17 protein-coding genes, 1 tRNA gene and 1 pseudogene are annotated in these 21,539 nt (G+C 56.2%); 11 read left to right on the top strand and 8 right to left on the bottom strand.

What is annotated here, in order from left to right:
* Nucleotides 1-218: 218 nt before the first annotated feature.
* Nucleotides 219-1,106: a hypothetical protein gene (locus GDA65_16970; protein MBA5864379.1), complete on the bottom strand. Its 888-nt coding sequence runs from the start codon at nt 1,104-1,106 to the stop codon at nt 219-221.
* A 97-nt stretch (nt 1,107-1,203) separates the two neighbouring features.
* Nucleotides 1,204-3,225, bottom strand: a complete 2,022-nt coding sequence (locus tag GDA65_16975) for an AAA family ATPase (GenBank protein ID MBA5864380.1) — start codon at nt 3,223-3,225, stop codon at nt 1,204-1,206.
* 176 nt (nt 3,226-3,401) lie between these two features.
* Between GDA65_16975 and GDA65_16980 the strand changes: the two genes are divergently transcribed.
* The 3 genes from GDA65_16980 (at nt 3,402) to GDA65_16990 (ending at nt 7,877) form a co-directional block, all read left to right on the top strand.
* Nucleotides 3,402-4,238, top strand: coding sequence for a hypothetical protein (locus GDA65_16980; GenBank protein ID MBA5864381.1), 837 nt, complete (start codon nt 3,402-3,404; stop codon nt 4,236-4,238).
* A 68-nt stretch (nt 4,239-4,306) separates the two neighbouring features.
* Entirely contained in the window at nt 4,307-6,466 is a 2,160-nt protein-coding gene (glgP, locus tag GDA65_16985) for an alpha-glucan family phosphorylase (protein MBA5864382.1), read from the top strand.
* Entirely contained in the window at nt 6,429-7,877 is a 1,449-nt protein-coding gene (locus GDA65_16990) for a hypothetical protein (GenBank protein ID MBA5864383.1), read from the top strand. Before glgP ends, GDA65_16990 begins: the two co-directional genes overlap by 38 nt.
* A gap of 442 nt (nt 7,878-8,319) precedes the next feature.
* Here the strand turns inward: GDA65_16990 and GDA65_16995 are convergent, their stop codons facing one another.
* From GDA65_16995 to GDA65_17015, 5 genes are all read right to left on the bottom strand, one after another.
* Nucleotides 8,320-9,153 (bottom strand): hypothetical protein, encoded by an 834-nt coding sequence (locus GDA65_16995; GenBank protein MBA5864384.1) that lies wholly within the window; start codon nt 9,151-9,153, stop codon nt 8,320-8,322.
* 63 nt (nt 9,154-9,216) lie between these two features.
* Nucleotides 9,217-9,417, bottom strand: coding sequence for a hypothetical protein (locus GDA65_17000; GenBank protein ID MBA5864385.1), 201 nt, complete (start codon nt 9,415-9,417; stop codon nt 9,217-9,219).
* A gap of 131 nt (nt 9,418-9,548) precedes the next feature.
* Nucleotides 9,549-10,208: a septal ring lytic transglycosylase RlpA family protein gene (locus GDA65_17005; protein MBA5864386.1), complete on the bottom strand. Its 660-nt coding sequence runs from the start codon at nt 10,206-10,208 to the stop codon at nt 9,549-9,551.
* 346 nt (nt 10,209-10,554) lie between these two features.
* On the bottom strand, nt 10,555-11,214 hold the full coding sequence (locus GDA65_17010) for a hypothetical protein (GenBank protein ID MBA5864387.1): 660 nt from the start codon (nt 11,212-11,214) through the stop codon (nt 10,555-10,557).
* Between the two features lie 78 nt (nt 11,215-11,292).
* Nucleotides 11,293-11,670 (bottom strand): hypothetical protein, encoded by a 378-nt coding sequence (locus GDA65_17015; protein ID MBA5864388.1) that lies wholly within the window; start codon nt 11,668-11,670, stop codon nt 11,293-11,295.
* A gap of 244 nt (nt 11,671-11,914) precedes the next feature.
* On the opposite strand from GDA65_17015, the gene GDA65_17020 reads away from it, so the two are divergent.
* The 6 genes from GDA65_17020 to GDA65_17045 all read left to right on the top strand — a co-directional run bounded on the left by GDA65_17020 (nt 11,915) and on the right by GDA65_17045 (nt 17,231).
* A complete protein-coding gene (locus GDA65_17020; protein ID MBA5864389.1) occupies nt 11,915-12,883 on the top strand; it encodes an ATP-binding cassette domain-containing protein in 969 nt (322 codons plus the stop codon).
* Nucleotides 12,884-12,886: 3 nt separating this feature from the next.
* Nucleotides 12,887-13,657, top strand: coding sequence for an ABC transporter permease subunit (locus GDA65_17025; protein ID MBA5864390.1), 771 nt, complete (start codon nt 12,887-12,889; stop codon nt 13,655-13,657).
* Entirely contained in the window at nt 13,648-15,177 is a 1,530-nt protein-coding gene (locus tag GDA65_17030; protein MBA5864391.1) for a hypothetical protein, read from the top strand. Before GDA65_17025 ends, GDA65_17030 begins: the two co-directional genes overlap by 10 nt.
* A 3-nt stretch (nt 15,178-15,180) precedes the next feature.
* The gene (locus GDA65_17035; protein ID MBA5864392.1) at nt 15,181-16,551 is read left to right on the top strand and encodes a DUF4340 domain-containing protein; all 1,371 of its coding nucleotides are present in this window, start codon (nt 15,181-15,183) and stop codon (nt 16,549-16,551) included.
* A gap of 80 nt (nt 16,552-16,631) precedes the next feature.
* Entirely contained in the window at nt 16,632-17,048 is a 417-nt protein-coding gene (locus tag GDA65_17040; protein ID MBA5864393.1) for a hypothetical protein, read from the top strand.
* A 106-nt stretch (nt 17,049-17,154) separates the two neighbouring features.
* Nucleotides 17,155-17,231 (top strand) — tRNA-Arg (locus GDA65_17045).
* A 5-nt stretch (nt 17,232-17,236) separates the two neighbouring features.
* On the opposite strand, the pseudogene GDA65_17050 reads toward GDA65_17045, so the two are convergent.
* A pseudogene (locus tag GDA65_17050) lies at nt 17,237-17,929 on the bottom strand (tyrosine-type recombinase/integrase).
* Nucleotides 17,930-18,379: 450 nt separating this feature from the next.
* Here GDA65_17050 and GDA65_17055 point away from each other — a divergent pair.
* The gene (locus tag GDA65_17055; protein MBA5864394.1) at nt 18,380-18,829 is read left to right on the top strand and encodes a hypothetical protein; all 450 of its coding nucleotides are present in this window, start codon (nt 18,380-18,382) and stop codon (nt 18,827-18,829) included.
* Nucleotides 18,830-18,832: 3 nt separating this feature from the next.
* Nucleotides 18,833-21,184 carry a hypothetical protein gene (locus GDA65_17060; protein MBA5864395.1) on the top strand — a complete coding sequence of 784 codons (2,352 nt, stop codon included), beginning with the start codon at nt 18,833-18,835 and terminating at the stop codon, nt 21,182-21,184.
* Nucleotides 21,185-21,539 lie beyond the last annotated feature (355 nt).

Genomic DNA, 21,539 nt, shown 5'->3' on the forward strand with positions numbered 1-21,539 from the left:
ACATAAGCACGAGACAAATCGATTCAAATAACAACAAACACCAGAGCGTTTCATTTCCTGGATCAGAGAATGAAGTAAGCCCCACCACGCACAGTTCTCCAGCCAAATGACAGGGCTGGAGCGCTGATAAAATGAGGATCGATCTGGCTTCGAAAGCAGCCGATTTTATTTGCGACGCGTTCTATTGTCAAGGGGGTATGTTCTATGCAGGAACAAATCTACGGCTCGACGGATGCCTCGCATGCCCCACGCGAGGTCGGAATGGGCCGTGAACGTTGAAACACCTGGGTGGCCTGACGAATCACGTCCGGTTGACTCCCCAGCACATCTTTCATCAGCCGCACGAGTTCTTGGCGCGACAGGCGAAACTCAGGGGCTAGAAATCGCTTGCGAGCCATGCGTTTCTCGCTCGGATCCTCAGGCTCATAGTACCCGCTCAACGCCGCGTCCTGCTCTGCCTGATCGAGCCGCGCCATCCAACCAGACGTAGCGCCAGAGGCCCGGGAATCGCGCCGCGGCTTTTTCTCGACTTCCAGCTGAGTCCATACAGCCCACCCGATAAACACCGCCCAGGTTTCATTGAGAGCCTCCCACGACTCCGTCTCACTGAGAAATCGCTCCTCCTTGAGCCCCCTCTTCTGCAGCACCGGCGTGATGAGGACCTGCTGATACCGGCAGCGCTGCTGCTCACGGGCAAACGCCATCAACGAGGCCTGTTCCGCCGAGGGTGCAGACTCCTGCTCGAGAAAGTCCATATACACATGGAACAGTTCATGGTACAGGGTTTCCAGATCCTTGTGGGTTAATTGTCCCAGCGGGCGCAATGTGCGGCCTGCCGCATTCAGCGACAGCGATCGATCCAGCACCATGCGGTGCTCCGCCGGGTGATACTCCGCTGCAAAAGCGCGCAGGTCCTCAAATTCGAATGTCACAAACTGCGCTGGCACCTCTTCAAGAAATTGAGTGGGCAGCGTGAGGGTCTTCGCTTCTGCCACCAAGGCATGCCATAGGCGTGACGAGTCCTGCATGTTAACCGAGACTTCAGCTTGGGTCGGCGCGGAACACAGCAGTCCCAGCAGAACCCCTCCTGTCAAGGCTGTAGCCATGCCTCGTAGACGACCGAGAGATGAACGCACACACCGCATGATTGCCTCGAACGGGAATGGACAGGCGGAAAGCTCTGAGAGTCAGGGAGCAAGGGGCCTAAACGTACCGATCACGGTCCCACTCATGCCCAGGACCTTCCTCGACCAACGCCAGCGATTCGAACAAGCGAGAGGACACATGATCAAGAAACCGAGAAGGTTTTGACAACAACATGCCCGAACTCCTGTCGTAGACATTGATCGGATAGGTCAAGAAGAGATAGCGCTTCGCCCTCGTCACGGCGACGTACAGCAATCGCCGTTCCTCTTCCAGCTCCTCGTCTGTGTTGAACGAAAACACCGAGGGAAACTTCCCGTCCACCACCCACAACAGGAACACGCATTGCCACTCCAGCCCTTTGGCGGAATGAATCGTGGATAGCACCACTTGCTCGTCGTCCGCCCCCGTCGCTTCCACGCCCACCGCACTGCCATCCGGCGGAGCCAGGGCCAAGTCAGCCAGGAATTCGGTTAAGCCCGGGTAACTTTCGGCGATCGTATGCAAATGATCGAGATCTCGAATCCGCTTGGGATAGTCGTCATGGTGGTCTTTGAGAATCGGCACGTAATACTCGTACACGCGGTTCACCTGTTCGGTTGGGCTCAAATCGTCGCTCTTCGAGAGATTCTCCAGCACCACCGCCAGCTCTTTCAGCCCTTTTCCCGACCGTCCGCCACTGTCTCGCAAGACCTGATACGGATCGTTCATCCGCACCATAGCAGCCACGAGGTCCTGTGCTTTTTTGGGCCCAACCCCTTCGACCAGCATAAGCACGCGGTGCCAGCTCACCGCATCGTGCGGATTGACCACCACCCGTAAATGAGCCAACAAATCCTTCACATGCGCCGCCTCGATGAATTTGATGCCGCCACGCTTCACAAACGGCAATCCGCAGCGCGACAACTCGATTTCCAAATCGAAGGAGTGAAAGCTAGAGCGAAACAGCACCGCGATCTCATTCAGCGGGACGCCTTCCTCCCGCAACTCCAGAATTTTTTGCGCCACGAATCGCGATTGCGCGTTCTCCCCGGCCGCCTCCACCAGCGCCGGTAGCGGCCCGTCCAGCTTGCGCGTGAACAGATGTTTCGTATATTTCTCGGGCGCTTCCTGAATGATCTCGTTGGCCAGGCTGAGGATCGGCTGTGTGCTGCGGTAATTTTCTTCCAGCTTATAGATGGTCGCGCCGGGAAACCAAGAAGGGAACTCCATGATGTTGCGGAAGGTCGCGCCGCGAAAGGCATAGATCGATTGCGAATCGTCCCCTACGACCATGACATTGTCGTGAGTCGCAGCCAGTTTCCGGATGAGTTCCGCCTGCAGCCGGTTCGTATCCTGATACTCATCCACCAGGATGTAGCGGAATTGCCGTGAAATCGCCTGCCGTGTCGGCTCATCCTTCGTCAACAGGTCTCGCAACAAGACGAGCAAGTCATCGTAGTCGAGCAGTTGGCGCTGCCGTTTTGCCAGCTGATAGGCGCGTTGGAGTTTACCCAGCGCGTCGAGATGATCGGCAAAGTGCGAAAATTCATCGAGCACAACTTCGTCGAGCCCTCGCAAGGTGTTCTCACACTTGCTGTAAATCTCCGCAATCGTGCCTTTGCGAGGGAATCGCTTATCTTTCTCATTCAGTCCCAGCTGAGCGCGCAAGAGGGCAATGAGATCCTCGGCGTCCCCACGATCCATAATGGTGAAACTCGGCTCGATTCCGAGCACGCGGCCGTGGCGCCGCAAGAGCATGTTCGCCACCGAATGAAACGTGCCACCGCATACCCGCTGGCTGCGAGAGCCGATCAACGCTCCCACCCGCTCAAGCATTTCTTCCGCAGACTTGCGGGTGAAGGTCAGCAGCAGAATGTGCGAGGGATCGATACCGGAATCAATCAGATACGCGACCCGATGCACGAGGGTCCGCGTCTTGCCGCTGCCCGCACCGGCAATCACAAGCGCGGGGCCATCCGCTGCCGTGACCGCCGCGTACTGCTGCGGATTGAGCTCCTTGGCATAATCCAACGAAAACTTCCGGACCATGTCCTGATCCGGAGTCCGTTTAAGTATGTAGGGCTTGGTGTCTCGATCCATGTTGGCATCCGGTTGGGCGTGAGGCTCATGACGGGAGCGGTCGCGCTGTATAACATACCACCCGGTGCCTTGCAACGACAGCGCGGCTGCCCACCTGCCATGATCGAGCCGAACGAGATCAACACTTGGAGCTTCAAAGGGAGTTGTATATAATGCCGGATCAGCAGGGGACCTCTATGACGACCAAATCACATTCGTTCACTCAACAGATGCGCACCGTGGCGGAACTCATGCTCGCCGTGTCAGGAGAATCCGTTTCAGTCATCAAACGGGCAGCGCCGGAACAGGCCCTCAAACTCAAGCGCCAGGACGAATGGGGAATTTATCTGGAATTTTTACGGGCGATATTCAATCTGACCGATCGGGTGTCGGCACTCCACATCCCGCTCAAGGAACAGCCGCAATTCATGGACGAACTGACCGATACGGTCATCGACCAGCTCAAGAAAGCCCTGGAGCCGGCCTTCGGAACCGGTGACGACCAGACGGAAGTCGTCATGACCATCGGAACCGCGGTGGCCGAAAGCCGTCAAACATACGAACGCTACCGGTTCCTGGTTACCGAAGACAGTGCCGCGAAGAACGATTTATACCGGGATTTCAGCGACCGGGTGGCCCGGGCGGTAAGCGCACCGGGAAACCCGAAGGTAACCGCAGCGGCCACCCTTTGTATCGCCGCCGTAATTCCTGCGCTCATTGGAATCTTCGAAGGACAGACCCCGCCAGTCCCTGCTGACGCAACCGCCAATTCAAACCCAGGCGCCGCAAGCAGCGCCCCGCGGGGTGCCACCGGAGCCGATATTAAGCTCGTGAGCGTGATGTCCAGTATCAAGGGCGAAGAGGTTGAGACCCGATGGGGACTCCATCCGCGTTTTCGTCAAGACTTGACACAAGAGGAGGCGAAACAACTGACGGCCACTATGAATCGCGTCGCCAAAATTCTCGGAGAGCGCTACGCCACCGTCGCTTTTTCTGACCAGTGGGCATCCTGGCATAAGGCCGGACACGCCTAACGCACATTCCGGAAGCGGGACCATACCTTCCCCTTCCTCACCCATCGATCACATTCCACGGAGGCGTCGTGCAAGCACCCGACCACATACAGCCCCCTCAGGACATGGTTCCGCAAAGCCTGCATCGACTTGGCGAGTTAGCCCGCAACTTATGGTGGAGCTGGAACCAACCGGCACGGCAACTCTTCGAGTCCATCGATCCGACACTGTGGTTCCTTACTCACCACAATCCCGTCCAACTGCTCGCCGGAGTGAAACCGGAACGATTCGCGACACTGGCCGGTGATCCGACGTTCGTGCGGCAATACTCCGCTGTTCTGCACAGCTTTGATGAATATATGAGCAGCAAGAACACGTGGGCAGCCACGGAATTCCCGGCGCTCCAGAATTCCCCGATTGCCTACTTTTCTGCGGAGTTCGGACTCCACATTTCGATTCCGATTTATAGCGGAGGCCTCGGCATCCTGGCCGGAGATCATTGCAAGGAGGCCAGCGACTTAGGCATTCCTCTCGTAGGTCTCGGCTTCATGTATCCGCAAGGCTACTTCAAACAGCGGATCAACCCCGAGGGATGGCAGGAAGCGACCTATGTGCCGTTCAATCGGTACGATTCGCCGATTCACCAGGCGCTGACTCCGGCCGGCGCTCCCTGCACCATCAAAGTAGAAATCGGCCATCGTCAGGTCACGGTGCTGGTGTGGCAGGTCCGTAACGGACGGATGTCGCTCTACCTGATCGATACGGATGTACCCGAAAACACCCCCGAAGATCGGGCCCTTTCGGCGAGGCTCTACGGTGGTGATCAGGAAACCAGACTCTGCCAGGAGTTTCTTCTTGGCATCGGCGGCGTACGAATCCTGCGCGCCCTGGGCATCACTCCCGCCGTCTGGCACTGCAATGAAGGCCACTCTGCCTTCCTGACGGTGGAACGGATCCGGGAGTTCGTTACCAAAGGACACAGCCATGCGGAAGCGAGCGACCTGGTCCGACAAAGCACCGTGTTCACCACGCATACGCCGGTCCCCGCCGGACACGATATCTTTCCTTTTCACCTGATGGACCGCTATTTCCATAATTATTGGGGCCAGCTCGGACTATCCCGGGAGGAATTTTTGCGGCTTGGCGAAACGCCGGAAAGCGCAGGCCACGGCTTTAACATGACCGCTCTTGCCATGCGGCTCGCGGCTCACGTGAACGGCGTGAGCCGCGAGCACGGGCGCGTCTCCCGCCAAATGTGGCAACACTTGTGGCCAGGTCTGGCGCAAGACCTTGTTCCCATCCGGAGCCTCACCAACGGCATTCACGCGCCGACATGGATCTCTCCGGAGTCGAATTCGCTCTATGCCAAATACCTCAGCCCCGACTGGGCGGAGCGAATCGACGACCCCACCATCTGGCAACGGGTCGCAGATTTGCCCGATGACGCGCTATGGGCCGTCCGGCAAACCACCAGACGCAAGCTCATGCGATTCATTCGCGAGCGCGCGCGGGATGGGTGGATTCGCGGACATCTTCAACCCATGCAAGCCATCGCGAGGGGCACACTCCTGGACCCGGAGGCTCTCACCATTGGTTTTGCCCGGCGGTTTGCCACGTATAAGCGGGCGACCCTCTTGTTCCGCGATCTCGAACGCCTCAAACAATTGCTCCATAACCGGTGGCGGCCCGTCCAAATCGTCTTTGCGGGCAAAGCCCATCCAGCCGACGAACCAGGCCGGTACTTTATCCACGAAGTCCTGAACTTCTGTAACGATCACAAACTCGGCGGGCATATTGCCTTCCTCGAAGACTATGACATGCACATGGCCAAGTATTTGGTCCAAGGCGTCGATGTCTGGCTCAACACGCCTCGCGCACCGCTTGAAGCGAGCGGCACCAGCGGTCAAAAAGCTGCCTTGAATGGTGTGATTAACCTCAGCGTTTTGGACGGGTGGTGGCAAGAAGGCTATAACGGCGCCAATGGATGGGGCATTCAACCTCTCCCAGAGGGGTCCGACACTCAGGCACAAGACGCGCATGATGCCGAACAACTCTTCCGCCTCTTAGAGCAGGAAGTAGTGCCATTGTTCTATCAACGCGATCTCGACGGCATTCCGCGCGGATGGCTTCATATTGTCAAAGAGAGCATTAAAACGGTTGCCCCCCGTTTCTGCACCAAACGGATGGTCAAAGAATACATGAGACAGTTGTATGCACCGGCCACCGCGCACGCACCAAACAAATGGTAGCATGATCGGAAAGAGGTCTACTGTTTCGCAAAGCCGCCACTTCTCCTCCTGGGCACTCCCCGCGGGGGTCCTGTTGTTCGTTTCGATATATCCGATGCAGGGGTCGGCAGCCTCGCCCACGTCAAAAACCTCTCCGACGCCGTTTGAGCGAGAAGCCATGGCGCTATATCGGGCGGCGGAGTACAACCGTGTCATAGAGCTGATTCAACACCCTCCCACAGGCCATGAGCCTAGTCTGGAGGCCATTCGCTACGCCATCCTGAGTTACGTAAAGCTGGGAAAACCTGAAGAGGCATGGAAACTCTATCCTAAACTCACGGCGGGAGATCGCCCTGATGACCCAGCATTGTTACGGGAAGTCGCCCGCGGGTTTATCGTTTCCCGGGTCCGTGACCCACAAGAACATATCCGGATCGCGGCCTATACCGCGCTGGCAGAGATGGGTAAAAGCGATACGTTGCCGCTTCTCGAAGACGGGCTATTGGATTCGTCGGCGCTTGTTCGCGCCAGGGCTGCCGAAGCTATTGGGCGAAGTGGACTGGCTGGCCGTTCGGCCGCTCTCAAACGCGCGCTTCGAGATGAAGCCCCCGGTGTGCGTATCGCGGCCATCAATGCTCTCAGCGATGCCAAGGTCCCAGGCATCGCCGATCAACTCACCGAAATTGCACGGATCGATGAGGGCCCGGAATCGATTTTTGCTTTTGCAGGTCTTTATAAACTGGGCCGGACAGATGTACTGACAGATATTTCCAGTGCGGTGACCCTGCCGGATCCCGAAGTACGCATGGCGGCATTGGGCGTGCTGGGACGCCTGCGGCGCCCGGCAAGTCTGTCGATTCTCAGCCAAGCCGTGTACGATCCTCATCCTGCTGTGCGCGCCTTTGCCGCAGGCGCCTTGGGGGAGTTCGGTAGCGTCGAAGGAATCGCCCCCCTGACCCACGCACTGGGAGATGAAAATCCGCGGGTCCGCAGCGTTGCCGCCTCGAGCCTCGGGCGCCTGGGCGTCGCGGAATCTCGAAGCGTCGTTCAGCCACTGTTGCGAGACTCAGACGAACATGTGCGCCTCAGCGCAGTCGAATCACTACTCCGCTTAGGCGATGCCGGCGCCATTTTGAACGCCGCAGCGCTCGCGCGGCATCCCGACCCCTCCATACGTGGCGATACCGCACACGCGCTTGCGTTCGCGACCACCTCCAATGCCATCCCCATCCTCGAGAACCTGCTCCGAGATCAGCAACCGCTTCCTCGACTCATGGCTGCCCGCGCACTAGGAAAATCTTCGCTAACGTCTCTCATCCCCGTAGCCAAAATCGGCCTGCAGGACTCCGATCCCGCCGTGCGTATTACTTCGGCGGGTAGTCTCATCAGCATACTATCTCGCCAGGACAAGGGGAGCGCCCGTAGGAGGTAAGCCAGCGTCCTCAGACTCATCGGCTGGTGATCCTCCTAGCCCTCTCATTTGGCCTTTGATATCTGCGTGAACACAACCAACCAAGCCTCTTGTGCGAACGGCACGAGACTGCTCAGACATGTAGCAGGCAACTCGTTGGAATATGAGTGGGATTGACAGCGGCGCCATAACCTGGGCAGGCCCAAGTCGAGAATGGAAGAGGCGGGGGCTGAAACTTACAACCATCATTCGGCGGACGCCGCGAAAGAATTGGCAGCAGCTATCACTTCACGTGATACTGTGACGCGTGGAGCAAATCAGAGAGATCCTCAACACGCAATCAAGGGGCTGGCAGGAAAAATCAGGGAGCTACGTTCTGAGGTCTCGCTCACAGAAAAGTGTCGCGAGTCAAATGGCCGACATTCCGGAAGACCTGGATCTCCGCCCTCGCAAATAATGACGTTTATGAAACAGTAGCCGGCTGCTTTTTCCATTTGGCAAGAATGCGTTCTACCCGCATCTTGACCACCATATCCGTATCTTTCAGCAATGGCTTGATCGCTTCACGACCACGCTCATCACCAATCGCTTCGAGCGCCGCTGCCGCCGTTAACCGTGTGAACCAATCTTTATTCTGCAACATCTCGATCAACGGACCAATCGCTTCGGGCGACTTAATACGGCCCAACGCAATCACCGCTTGCTTACGTACTAATTCCTCTTTGTCCTTTAACGCCTTGATCAAACCGGGCAAAGCGGGCTCGCCAAGATTCACCAAGGCATCGGTGGCATCTTCCATGAATTCATCGTTTCGAAGCTGCTGCATCAGGGGATCCAACACGCGTTCATCACGAATCTTTCCCAATGCCATGATCGCAGACTTCCGTACATCCCAGTCCCGCAGAAGCTTGAGAAGCACGTCGACGGCCGGAGATCCGATTTGCCCGATTCCCTCAATGGCAACCTCTCGCACCTGCCAGTCACCGTCACGAAGCGCTGCGGCGAGTGGTTCAACGCAGCGCTCATCTCCCATCTCTCCTAGTGTAATTGCGGCTTCCCGCCTCACCACCCAATCAGGATCTTTGAGGAGATCGATCTGGATATCAATTTCATCCTTGACCTTCTCCTCTTCCAGCACCACTTCCTGCATAGGCTCGGAGAGTTCTTGCCCCTCTGCCGAGGAATCCAAAGACGGTGCAAGTTGGTCCGAGACTTGATCTGTCAAAGCCTCATCTGCGACTTGGCCGACAGGGGAAACAGCCTGTGCCTGTTCTTCTTTTTCGCCAGCATGTTCCATATCAAGAATCCTTATTCCACAGGAGGGTTGGGTTAGAGACAGATGCTTCGATGCCGCACCTCGTTAGGATTTAGCTTCAGTCTGCTTGCCCGCTGCATGCTTCTTCCTTAGTGCAAGCGCCCGTCGCTTACGCTGGGTTCGCTTGAGCCGTTTACGTAAGGAACGCAGTGCGGGATCGTCCGACTTGCTCTCATCTTTCGTGCTCGCAACAATTTTCTTCTTCAGTCGGATTTCGTCTGATTCACCAGTCGGTTTCTTTGCCATTCAGCTTCACCCTCCAAACGATTAAGACCAACATGAACAAAAGTATCGGCGCGCTCAGCGGCCAATCCAGAACGGGCAGTCTAATCAAGTGCGGGAGGAGGTGTCAACTGACGGAATGTCGTTCGCTGGACTTAGGAGACGATGAGCACGGGGACGGTATTATGAGCCGAATGATCAGCGGCTAACATACTGCCAATCCGCCGTTCACGGCGGACATACAAGGCTTCTTGGGGCATCATTCGAAGAGGCACGGCAGGGATTGCTACGCCTTCTTCCTGCGGCCTATGCCGCGTCACGAGTCTGGTGTCCGTATTCAACAGCATACCTGCTACAGATGGGACCATTGAGGAGGGCATCGGTGTCACTGGACGATGATTGCCAATGACCTCTATCTGCACAGCGCTGGTACCAGCTTCAAGCATGCCCAGTTCTCGGGCCGCAGCCTGCGAAAGATCCAACATTCGGCCTGTGACATAGGGGCCGCGATCATTAATCCGGACCTGGACGGATTTTCCATTGGTCAGGTTGACCACCCTCACGAGACTGCCAAGCGGCAATTTGCGATGAGCAGCAGTATAGGCGGTCATGTCGAAGACTTCCCCATTCGCTGCGAGTTTCCCATGAAACTCCTTTCCGTACCACGAAGCGACGCCTCGATCCTTGATACCGAGATCCAGGGAGAGTTCACCTTTCGGAAGGGCGGAACAGGCACTGAGGAGGAGGCAGGACACCAAGGGAACAACAGCATATCCCGTCTTGCAACGAGAACGGTTCCAGGAATTCCTAACCATAGAAGTACCTCACATGAAAGCCTGAAATCACTGACTGATTGAACACGGTCCCCAAACGTGATTGCAGGTTACGGGAGATTTCCTTTGGCGACAATACCGTCTGGGTAGCACCGCGCCCCCTACAAACGGACAAAGAATCCACCATCCCCGGATAGACCTCGCACCTTTCCCGCCGGAAAATACGATAAAACAACAGAAATGCCTTCAGACTGACCAGCACGGCACAACACCAGCCCCTCGCTGATTAGACAGTTCATAAATGAACACCCCCTCATGAACCGCGGTGGCGTAAAGCTGGCCAACACAATGGCTCCAACCGCGAGATGACCTGGTTGCGGATGGCTTGCTACCGAAACCGGAGGGACCGATCCTCCAACTTCGTGTTCACAACAAACCGTTCAAAATTCTTTTCCAGCACCTCGGCGAGAAGGTCTTCTCCGTCCTGGGGTTCGAACCAGAACACATTGTCGTGACTGCCGGAGTGCGCATCGGTTCGAACAATCGAGCTGCCATCTTCGCGATTGTTTGCCTGAATAACCAACTTGCTGCGGGCCTCAATATCGGTCAAGACAACCCCCCGCTTCGCATCAACGGCCAAGTCGAGAATTTTTCCAGACAGTAAGATATTGGGACCATTTTCCGATTCCGGCGGGGCAACTTTCTGATACTCCACCAGCCAACCCTTGCGTTTAAGATAGTCGGCAAACGCTTGCCCGGCTTCCTCGCCCGCACTACCGTTCGAGACGCGAAAGTCTGTTTCGCCGCCCCACATCGAGCTTCTGCTTCCAATCTTGGCGTGATCGGTTCGCGCATCTTCAAATGGAATCACTACAACCCGGGGCCCTGCCATTGGCTTAACCGCTGAAGAGACGCTGCTCACTTCTTTAGGGACCCTGGGGGTCAAATTCATCGGAATAACGTCGCCTTTTCCGGAGCAGCCCAATAGGAGCAGCAACCCGACGGCTACCGGCGCAGATATTGCCCGCACCACATGCTGTCGAATCATAGAATCTCTCTACCTCCTTGTGAGTAACACATCCTCAAGAAAACGAATGGTCCAGATAAAATGAAGTAGCGAACCGGATCAATTGCGATGGAGGACTATCGATCGAACCGTCAAACCGTCGCGAGTCTTCACATATTTCAACGTCACCGTATCTCCGGCATGAATTTGATCGAGTCTAATCTTTTTCTTTCCACGCAGAATAGCGGCGCCTTGCTTAATCACCGCTCCGACCACAATCGCTTCATTCAATCCGTGCTGCCCTTTGACCACGATGACAGGCGGATCCTCACCAGCATTGACGTTTTCAACCGTTCCCTTGATTTCATGAACAGTATGACTGGCTGCATAGACTGACGTCAGGAAGCTTCCAAGTCCGGCGAGGGTCACACACAGCGCGGCGCCAATCACGAGTACACCGAGCAAACTCGGCCTCGGTTGGGTCAGGTCATTCCTCATTCCGGAGAAACCTCTTCATCAGGCCATGAGACATGGCTGCCTGGTTGCTAAAGTCGCGGAACTGTAGCAGTTACGAATCACGCTGTAAAGACGGGCGCGCAGTTTTTCACTCCTCTCACCAAGCACATATCCTTCTCTTGACTGCATCACAGACGGTCGGTAATATCAAAAGCCATTTGCCACACCACGTGCCGTATCAACGAACAGCAGGAATCACACCCAGCCAGCCGTCAATCCCGACTGCATGATCGAAGTTTGCAACATCACCAAACGCTACGGCCACCTCACCGCGATTGATCGCGTCACCTTTCGTGTCGAGAAAGGAGAGGTCCTTGCATTCCTCGGCCCCAATGGCGCCGGGAAAACCACGACCATGCGCATCCTCACCTCCTTTATTCCCGCGACGGAAGGGACAGCGCACGTGGCCGGGTTCAATTGCGCGGAACAACCTGAAGAGGTGAAGAAGCGAATCGGATATTTGCCGGAAACCCCGCCGGTCTATCAAGAACTCACGGTGGCCGAGTATTTGGCTTTTGTCGGACGACTTCGCGGGTTGAGTGGAACAAGTCTGACCCAGGCGTTGGATCGGGTCATGGAACGCCTTTCTTTGGGGACTGTCCGGAAGCGACTTATTGCCAACCTGTCACGCGGCTATCGACAACGGGTGGGCCTGGCTCAAGCGCTGATTCATGATCCACCCGTCCTCATCCTCGACGAACCCACGGTGGGTCTTGATCCCAAGCAAATAATCGAGATCCGGGAATTAATTAAGAGCCTGGCCGGGTCGCATTCTGTCATTCTCAGCACACATATTCTTCCGGAAGCCACTGCAGTCTGTCAGCGCGTCGTGATCATCAACGGGGGGCGGATCGTCGCCGAAGATACCCCGGACCAACTAGCGGCCCGCCTCCGGAAATCGGAAAAGATCAGCGTCACCCTGAAAGCTCCGCCGGCCAATGTTTTGGAACGGCTTCGCGAGGTCTCTGGGGTAGAACACGTCCTGACGACTTCCGACCCACATACAGTGCTGATCGAATGCGCGCTGGGGAAAGACATCCGGGAGGACCTGGCGCGTTTCGCAGTTGGACAACACTGGGGACTGCTGGAAATGAAACCCGTCTCCCTGACGCTTGAAGATGTCTTCCTGCGACTCACTCAGCAGGAAGACGAATTGCCGAAGCCGAACGAAACCCCCGTGAGCGAGCGACACTAGCCAATGCCACCCGTCCAAGCGATTATCGCAAAAGAGTTGCGGTCCTATTTCGTCTCGCCAATTGTGTATGTCGTGGGCGGGGTCTTTCTCCTGACCTTCGGGTTTCTCGCTTATCTGTATATTGTGTTTACCGGAGCTCAAGCCATCCAGCTGATGCAAATGCAAGGCGGCACCGCGCAGATCAACTTGAACGATCTGGTATTCCGCAACCTCTTCGCCAGCATGCGGTTCGTGCTGCTGTTGATCCTTCCCATCCTCACGATGCGGCTGCTAGCCGAAGAGCGCAAGCTTCGGACCTTTGAGTTTCTGATGACCGCCCCGATACGGGTCAGCGAAATTATTGTCGGAAAATTCATCAGCGTCTACCTTGTGTTTATAGGAATGCTGCTGTTGACGACGTTGGTTCCACTTACGCTGGCCCTCTTCAGCGATTTCGACTGGTACCCCGTGCTCACCGGGTACCTGGGATTGACCCTCCTTGGCGGGTTTTTTCTGGCCGTCGGCCTTTTTGCCTCCGCGATCACCGAAAATCAAATCGTGGCCGCATTCACCAGCTTCGGCCTGCTCCTGATGTGCTGGCTGCTCGCCGGGCTCGGCTCGCTTCTGGGTGACACACCGGCGGGACAAGTGGTCTCCTACCTCTCGTTCATGGAACACTACGATCACCTGGTGCGAGGCCTGGTCGATACGAAAGACCTGACCTATTATGTCAGCGGAACCGTACTGATGTTGTTCCTCGCCCACCGCATTGTGGATGCCTCACGATGGAAATGACGCGCACCCCTCTCCCCATCGGCGCCATTGGCACCGGTCTGGCCATTGCGGGAATCATTGCCTACTCCCTGGTTCCGGATAAGCTGTGGCTCGTCACCCTTCTGGAAGGACTGGCCCTGGCCTGCTTTATCTGGGCCCTTGCCACCCATTTTGATCAGGTCAAACGTTTCTCGTCCCAGCGATCCACGCGAATGGGCGCCAACAGCGCGTTGATGGTCGCATTGTTTCTGGCCATCCTGGCCATCGTGAACTTTTTGGCCGCCCGACATTCAATCCGCTGGGATTTTTCAGAAAATCAGAATTATACGCTTGCACCGGAGACCTACCGCGTTCTTCGTAATCTCACTCGAGACGTGAATGTGACGGTGTTTACGCGAGAAAAGGACCCAGGTTACCAGGGGTATAAGGAACGCTTCGACAGCTATCGGCAAGCCAGCCCTAAGCTGACGGTTCAATTTATCGATCCGGAACGCCAGCCAAAAGTTGCCCAAAATTACGGCGTCACCCGCACCGATGTGGCGATCTTCGAAAGTGGTCCGCAATCGGTGCGCATTACGTCGCCGGCAGAAGTGGAGATCACGGGGGCTCTCGTGCGAGTGTCGAAGGACACCAAAAAGCGGATCGTGTTTTTGGAAGGCCACGGCGAACGCAGCTTGGAAGACAAAGACCGTGGCGGGATGGCGCTCACCAAGGAAGTGCTGGAAAAGCAGGGCTACGACATCGGTACGGTCACCTTACTGCAAGAACCCGCTGTGCCGAGCAACACGGATGTGCTCATCATCGCAGGCCCCCGACGCGCCATTACCAAGGAAGAGAAGGAACGCATTCAGGCCTACGTCGCTACGGGCGGCCACCTCCTCGTCTTGCTCGATCCGGACACACAATCGAGCATGGACGACCTCTTGAAGGTCTGGGGCCTCGAACTAGGGCCTGGCGTCCTTGTCGATTTGCAAGACCGGCTTGCGCAGGGCGACCTCACAGCGCTGCTGGTCCGCACGTTTACGGATCACGAGATTACCCACGAACTCACGGCTGCCGTCTTGTTTCCGTTGGCCCGCCATCTGATCTTTCACGAAGAACAGGGAAAAGATTGGGATTACGTTCCACTGGCGCGCACCTCGCCACGTAGCTGGGCCGAAATGGATATGAAGGGTCGGGTTGTCAGCTACAACGAAAAAGAGGATGTGCAAGGGCCATTGGCGCTAGCCGCCGCCTTGACGCCCAAACACCCGCCGGAGGAAGGCAAGCCGCGTCCTGCCGTCGTCGTCGTCGGCAATTCCGCGTTTGCCAGCAACGGGTTCATTAACTTCGTGGGGAATAGCGATTTCTTCCAGCGCACAGTGGGATGGCTCTCCGAAGAACGGGACCTGATTTCGCTCACCCCGAAGGATCCGGCACTTCGACCGTTTACGCCCAACCCGCTCCAGGAGCGAATCCTGCTCTACGTTCAGGTCATTTTCCTCCCGGCCATGACCGTGCTCTGCGGTCTTCTGGTCTGGCGAAAACGGCGTCGTTTGTAAGCCATGGCGCGCTATTGGCCGACAGTGCTCCTGGCAGGCGTCTTTGCAGGGCTTGGCCTGTATCTCTACTTCGTCGAACTCCCTGAGCAACGGACTGAACTCGTCACTGCGACCCAGGCCAAGCAAATCCTGCCGTTTGAACAAGCTCAGATCACCGCCTTACGGGTCCGTAGCCATTCCGGGGAAGTGGTCCTTAATCAGTCACCCGGACGGCCCTGGAATATTACCGCGCCGATTGAAACAGACGCCGATCAACGTCAGGTCCAGGCCCTTCTCCGAGCACTCATCACAGGGAAAGTCTCACGCCTGGTTGAAACTCATCCGGCGTCACTGACGCCCTTCGGTCTGGATCACCCCTCCACGGTCGTCACTGTGAGCGCCGGCGATCGCGACGAAACCCTTTCGATCGGGGACGCCGGCCCCCTGTCCTCAACCCTCTATGTGCTCAGAGCATCGGATGAGGCGGTGCTCCTGACCGACCTGGCGCCGAAAGACTTTCTGAATCGAACGCTCCTCTCCTTCCGGCGTAAAGAACTATTGCAATTCAACCAACAGGACACGGAGCAACTTCGCCTCACCTATCCCTCCACCGAAATCGTACTGTACGGGATTGAGGAGAAGCCGAAGAAAAAATGGAGAATCCGCTACCCCATCGACGCCGAAGCGGATCGCACAGAAGTCCAAGCCCTCCTCTTTCGTTTGGAAGATCTCAAAGCCCTGGCCATCGTCGATCCCGGACCTGAACGGGAGAAACTCGCGCCGTCACTGACCAAGCCCAAGGTGAAAGTTACCGTACATGCGGCCGGGACCGACCAGGTCGTTCGCCTCTTTCAGCCAGATCCCGCCAGCGGCGAAGCCTACGCGCAAACCGCTCCGGACGGCCCCATCTATAAAATCAATCCCTCCGTCATTAAAGAACTGACGAAAGATCTGTTCGCCTTGCAGGACAAGCGGCTCCTTGGAGTCGATACGGGCGACATTGCCCTGCTCGCCGTTAAGACACGAGAAGAACAGTACACCCTGGTTCACGACCGCGATGGATGGACGCTTGAGGATCAACCGACGGAGAAATTACGGCAGGACGTTGCCGATCTGCTGGTCAGCCGGATCGTGAATCTGCCCGCGGAAGAACGTGTCCTCAAGCAAGCCGGCCCACTGGCTCCCTACGGACTCGTCGCCCCCGTTGCCGAATTTGTCGCCACCGGAAAAGACGGTCGTGTGGCTGGACGCCTGGCCCTCGGCAATCAATCAGGAGGACTACTGTATGCCATTGGCCACCGGATACCAGGCGTATTCCAGGTCCGCCCTGACCTATTGACCCAGATCCCCTCCCGGCTCGCCCTGCTCGCCAGGGGCCCGGAAACACCGCCCTAAACCGCCAGCAGAGGTGTTTCCAGGAAGAGGAGGAGTATGCTACTGTGCGCCCATCGCTCTTGATTAAGGAGGATCCTTCAATGATGTACTCGCGATTCCACGGTGCCGCTGTTCTGTCCTTATCTTTGTTCTTGCTCAGTGCCTGCGCGACGGAAGAAACCATGACCAGCAGCGGATCGACGCAAGCTGCATCGGCGAGTGGGGCGATGAAAGCCGCTCCCCAGGCCTACGACTCGCTTCAGTCCTGCCTGGACCGGATCCCATCCGCGGGCACGGCCGGCAATCGCATGATCGCTGAAGAAAGCTGTCGACGGGATGAGTCGGTTCGCCAATCCATCGCAGGCAACGCAACCACCAAGAGCGCGAATCGCGCCGCAGCCGGCGCCGCCGGTGATAGTTTGGAAGCCTGCATGGCTCGCATCCCGAAAGACGGCTCAGTGGGTCAACGAATGCTGGCCGAAGAGAGCTGTCAGCGCGACCAGGCCAATCGACGGTAATCCGACATTCCGGTATGATCTATGCCGCGCCTCCGAAGGTGACCACGCCTTCGGAGGCAGGCCTCGTTGTAGACAATCTCTCTGGCTTTCAGTATCGTACGACGACGCCCCCGTAGCTCAGTTGGATAGAGCAGCGGTTTCCTAAACCGCGGGTCGCACGTTCAATTCGTGTCGGGGGCACCAATTTTTCAACAAGTTAGCGAAACCTGCTCTAGCCGAATCGCCGCTTGTGCTAAATTTGTGCTAAACGTCCTTCCCGCATCGAAAATCGCCACCCCATCCCGCAAACTTTCCGGGTAATGATGCGCATACCGCTGCGTCATCATCGGCGATTTGTGCCCGAGAATCCGCTGGACCTTGTACAAGTCCACACCCGTCTGCACCATGCGTGTCGCACAGGTATGGCGCAGATCGTGGAACCGGAAATCTGACACCTGTGCGTGCTTGAGCGCCAATCGGAAGCTGCGTCGTAGGTTGGGAGCGTCCAAGGGTGTGCCTGCCGCGCTCGTAAACACTAACTCCGAATCAATACGCCGGCCACGAGCTTGAAGGGCCTGCACGAGCGTGTGAGTGAGCGGAATTGTCCGCCGCTCCCCGTTCTTTGATTTAAACACCGTGGCTGTCCGTCGAATGAGGTCCACGCCTGCCCAGGTGAGATTGAGAATTTCTCCACATCGCATCCCCGTATGAATCGCGAAGACTATCACGTCCTGTAACCACGGTGCTGCAGCCGCAAGGAGTCGTCGCTCTTCCTCACACGTCAGCCATCGGTCACGCGTATTGTTTTCTCGCTCCATCGACACCCGGCACACCGGATTGTCCTTGGTCCATTCCCATTCGCGGCACGCCAGATTGAACGCCTTTTTCATGAGCGCCAATTTGACCTGCCCGCCATGTACCGGGCTCAACTTGAAGTCGCAGCTTTGCCCCTGATCGTGTCTCGTTGACAGGGAGCTTACAGGATCACCTGCAAAGCAAACAAGCGAGGGAAATGGTGCTATTTCCTGGGCTACTGCGTAGCCAGAAATGTTGCTTCTCTTTTGGGGATAGAGTAATCTCGTGCCCGTTTCCTGGCAGACGTAAATGATAGCTTGCACATCCGGAAGGAGCAAGTAGATGCCATTCGGAGTCCAGCTTCGATCCTCAGCGACTCCTTCCTTGGCAGTGCGGCACCTCTCTCCTCCGTTCCAGAGCCGAACCGTCTCAACTACGACTTGCTTTCTGAGTCGAACCGAATTCTGGAAGTTCCGTTCTCCACTTCTCATCCTAATCGCAAGTCTCTCCTTTACTCTCATGCTGAATCCTAAGCGGTCGTCGCAAGGAGGATGCTCATGAAGACTATACCGGTGCGCTTGTTGGCAGCATGCGTCGGCTGGCAAATGCTGTACGTATCCGGCTGGGCTTCACCTGCGTATCCTGAGCCGTCCGAACAGGAGATGCGATGGGCGATCGAACAAGCGATGGTTCAACGAGGCGGCAGCCAAACCCGTCCCGGTGAAATCAGCGTCGATAACCCCATTAATGGTATGACGATGACCCTCAAGGCGTTTACGAAATTAGGCTGTGAGCCGGCGAATCGAGGACCAGGGTATGTCTGCTCGTATCATGTCAAGACGAAGATGAGCGCTCATTCGAACGAAGGTTCTCGACAGGGAGATAATCATGCTGCGGCGGTCAACCAACTTCTGGAGGCCATGATGGGGGGACAAGAGGAAGTGGCTGATACCGCTACGCGACGATTCCTACGAATGGGCGATGAATGGGTCATGTCGAGGGAGTAACGAATGACCGTCATCGACAGAGGTAATGAGGCAGGCGCGAGGTCGGTACCTGATGTGTTGATTGGTCTTTTGAGTTCAGTGGCAAAAGGAAACACCGCTGTATTTGCAAAAGATGTTTCTGAGCGAGTTATCAAGGCAGAGTGGATTAAGTGTCTCGCGTTAGGATTGCCTTGGCCCGTTGAGGTCCATGAGCGTTGGAAGGAAATAGATCCCGCCCACATGATTCCCGAAGGGGGCGGCTCCGTGCCAATCGGTTATTCCGGGTTGCGCATTCGTGGCGCAGAAATTGTTGGCTCTCTCGATCTTTCGGGGTGCGGTTCGACGCAGTCACCGCTGCCCGCCCTGTCCCTTGAGGAGTGTATCTTCCAAGGCGAGGGACACGAAAAACCCAGTATTGATTTGTCCGAGGCTTCGCTCTGTGGTCTGAGTCTCAAAAATTCTCGATTTCGGCATTTGCGCGGCGTCGGCATGGCGGTAGCAGGTTCCGTAAAGCTGTCCGGTATTCGCCCTTCCGATGAGAGTGACCACGCGCGCTGTTGGTGCAAGCTGTCGCTCTGTACGATAGACGGTGACTTGGTCGCGGACAACACGACGATGCGTGCGCCTGACATTGGGCAAAGCGGCGAACCTGCATTTCATGACTTCTCCGAATTGAATTGGGCAGTAAATACCTACGGCAGCCGAATCACAGGATCAATCTTGCTTCGTAAGAGCCCAGTCTTAGAGGGCGGCCTTCTAATGGATCGGGCTCATATCGGCGGAGATGTCTACATTGAAGGCGCCCAGGTAACGGCTATTAGCGGCCGACGAGCCGTTGCAATGGAGCGTGCTCGTATAGATGGTAGCTTGACGCTAGTTGGCGCCCACAACTCTGATAAGAAAATGCAATGTGCTGGCTCGATATACTTAATGCTCTGCGAGGTTGGAGGCTCAGTCGATATCGGAAGGGTAAAGTTCCTCGTCCACACAGGGCACCGTGAAGCGCTGTATGCAATAGGCTTATCCGTGCGCGGCTGGATTACCCTAGACACGGTCGCTTCGGAAAGACCTATCACACTGAAGGATGCTCAGATAGGCGGAAATTTGCGCGTAGAGGAGGTGCGTATCCAAACGCTCACGTCTTTGAAGAAAGGGTCATCGAGGGAAATTGAGAGTGGACTGGTTCTTAGCGGCGTGCGGGTGGCCGGGACCCTTGTGCTCAAAGAAAATGGTGTTGCCGATGGTATCGATATGACCGATGTGCGCTGCGCGACACTCCACGATAAAAAGTCTGGTTACGGCGATGCTACCAGTATCCTGATTGACGGATTCCGTTGTGAACGTATCGATGGGATAAATGATTCTTTCGACGTTGAGGAACGGCTCAAGTGGTGGCTGCCGAAGGGCGAGCACTATCGCCCTCAACCGTATGTGCAACTTGCTCAGGTGCTCGCCAATCACGGGGAGGATGCGCTCGTCAGAAAGGTGTTATTTCACAAAGCTAAAGAAGACGCCGCTCATACCTGGAACGATAAGATAGAGGGGAAAAAAGGACCACTGCTTAAGCGACTGGTTGAGATAACAAAACGGTCTGGCCGCCGCATTTTCTATTGGTTGGTCGTTTGGCCGTTTGGATTCTTTTTCGAGTTCGGCCTCTCACCAACTAAGGCTGTGTCCACCGTGATCGCGTTCATTGTGTTCGGATGTGCAATGTTTGGGTATGTAGATTCAAAGAAAGCCCTAGTGGTTGCGCAGACCCCGGTTACGACCCTGGTACGTGAGGACGATGCGGATCCTCATAAATACAAGTTTGCATCTGCCTTTGTGAGTAAAGAAGTGCCCAAGAGCGAGTCGGAATCAGTGAATGGCCCCGCGTCGGTACAAAGCTCTGTATCTAGGGACTTGACGACGCCTGTGAAGGACTCCGTACCCACGAATAAGTCGACTCCAGTGGAAGGGCGTGTGTCAACGCAAAAGCCGGTAATCGTGAAAGGGGCCCAGCCAGTGATAAAACCGGCACCAGCGAAAGAAGTGGCGTCTATAGCAGCACTAGAACCAATTCAAAAGCCAGTACCTGCGAACGCGTCGGCAGGAAAGAAGGAACAGCAACACAGTGACTACTCCGATTCCGATGTTCCCTGCAGAGACAGCATCCGTTTGCTCGTCTATGCAGCTGATGTGTTTATCCCACTGGTTGACCTTCGAGAAGAAGGAAAGTGTGAGATCGATAAGGCTAAGGGATCGGAAGTGTCTGACGGGCTGATCACGACCTTTCGTCTCATGAAGGCGCTTTATGCCATCATAGGATGGCTGGTGACCGGCGCGGCGGTAGTAACTATCTCCGGCGTCATGCGCCACCGTCTGTTGCGTGACTAAAAGTCATCGAAGAAGAAGGCGAGCCGAGAGGGTGTGGAGACAACAGGGTCATGCCGTTGCTGATTGATTCAAGGTTAGTCTGATATGAGTGCTGCCGCTGGGGGGATTCCTAAACCTTATAATTCGAGAGGGAGGGAGCTTATGAATCTATCAAGTGCCGATCTTGTCAGGGCCAAGATTGATGCATTACGGAACACAGCAAAAACCGGAGAGCACCTTCACGAGGAGATGAAAGTGAATCTGACCGGATTTCTTGTACGATATGGCCTTATAGACAACGACCAAAGCATTGTTCGATCGCGGCCTGAAGCTGACCACAATTCCGGCTCTATCCACCTGTGTCCCTGGCACACCT

Source organism: Nitrospira sp. CR1.1 (assembly GCA_014055465.1).
GTDB lineage: Bacteria > Nitrospirota > Nitrospiria > Nitrospirales > Nitrospiraceae > Nitrospira_A.

Bases quoted from the DNA above. Each gene is read 5' to 3' on its own strand.
- GDA65_17005 (MBA5864386.1), bottom strand. From the start codon at position 10,208: ATGGTTAGGAATTCCTGGAACCGTTCTCGTTGCAAGACGGGATATGCT.
- GDA65_17020 (MBA5864389.1), top strand. From the start codon at position 11,915: ATGATCGAAGTTTGCAACATCACCAAACGCTACGGCCACCTCACCGCG.
- GDA65_16970 (MBA5864379.1), bottom strand. From the start codon at position 1,106: ATGGCTACAGCCTTGACAGGAGGGGTTCTGCTGGGACTGCTGTGTTCC.
- GDA65_17025 (MBA5864390.1), top strand. From the start codon at position 12,887: ATGCCACCCGTCCAAGCGATTATCGCAAAAGAGTTGCGGTCCTATTTC.
- GDA65_16975 (MBA5864380.1), bottom strand. From the start codon at position 3,225: ATGGATCGAGACACCAAGCCCTACATACTTAAACGGACTCCGGATCAG.
- GDA65_16995 (MBA5864384.1), bottom strand. From the start codon at position 9,153: ATGGAACATGCTGGCGAAAAAGAAGAACAGGCACAGGCTGTTTCCCCT.
- GDA65_17000 (MBA5864385.1), bottom strand. From the start codon at position 9,417: ATGGCAAAGAAACCGACTGGTGAATCAGACGAAATCCGACTGAAGAAG.
- GDA65_17015 (MBA5864388.1), bottom strand. From the start codon at position 11,670: ATGAGGAATGACCTGACCCAACCGAGGCCGAGTTTGCTCGGTGTACTC.
- GDA65_17060 (MBA5864395.1), top strand. From the start codon at position 18,833: ATGACCGTCATCGACAGAGGTAATGAGGCAGGCGCGAGGTCGGTACCT.
- GDA65_17030 (MBA5864391.1), top strand. From the start codon at position 13,648: ATGGAAATGACGCGCACCCCTCTCCCCATCGGCGCCATTGGCACCGGT.
- GDA65_17040 (MBA5864393.1), top strand. From the start codon at position 16,632: ATGATGTACTCGCGATTCCACGGTGCCGCTGTTCTGTCCTTATCTTTG.
- GDA65_17010 (MBA5864387.1), bottom strand. From the start codon at position 11,214: ATGATTCGACAGCATGTGGTGCGGGCAATATCTGCGCCGGTAGCCGTC.
- GDA65_16980 (MBA5864381.1), top strand. From the start codon at position 3,402: ATGACGACCAAATCACATTCGTTCACTCAACAGATGCGCACCGTGGCG.
- GDA65_16990 (MBA5864383.1), top strand. From the start codon at position 6,429: ATGCACCGGCCACCGCGCACGCACCAAACAAATGGTAGCATGATCGGA.
- GDA65_17035 (MBA5864392.1), top strand. From the start codon at position 15,181: ATGGCGCGCTATTGGCCGACAGTGCTCCTGGCAGGCGTCTTTGCAGGG.
- GDA65_17055 (MBA5864394.1), top strand. From the start codon at position 18,380: ATGAAGACTATACCGGTGCGCTTGTTGGCAGCATGCGTCGGCTGGCAA.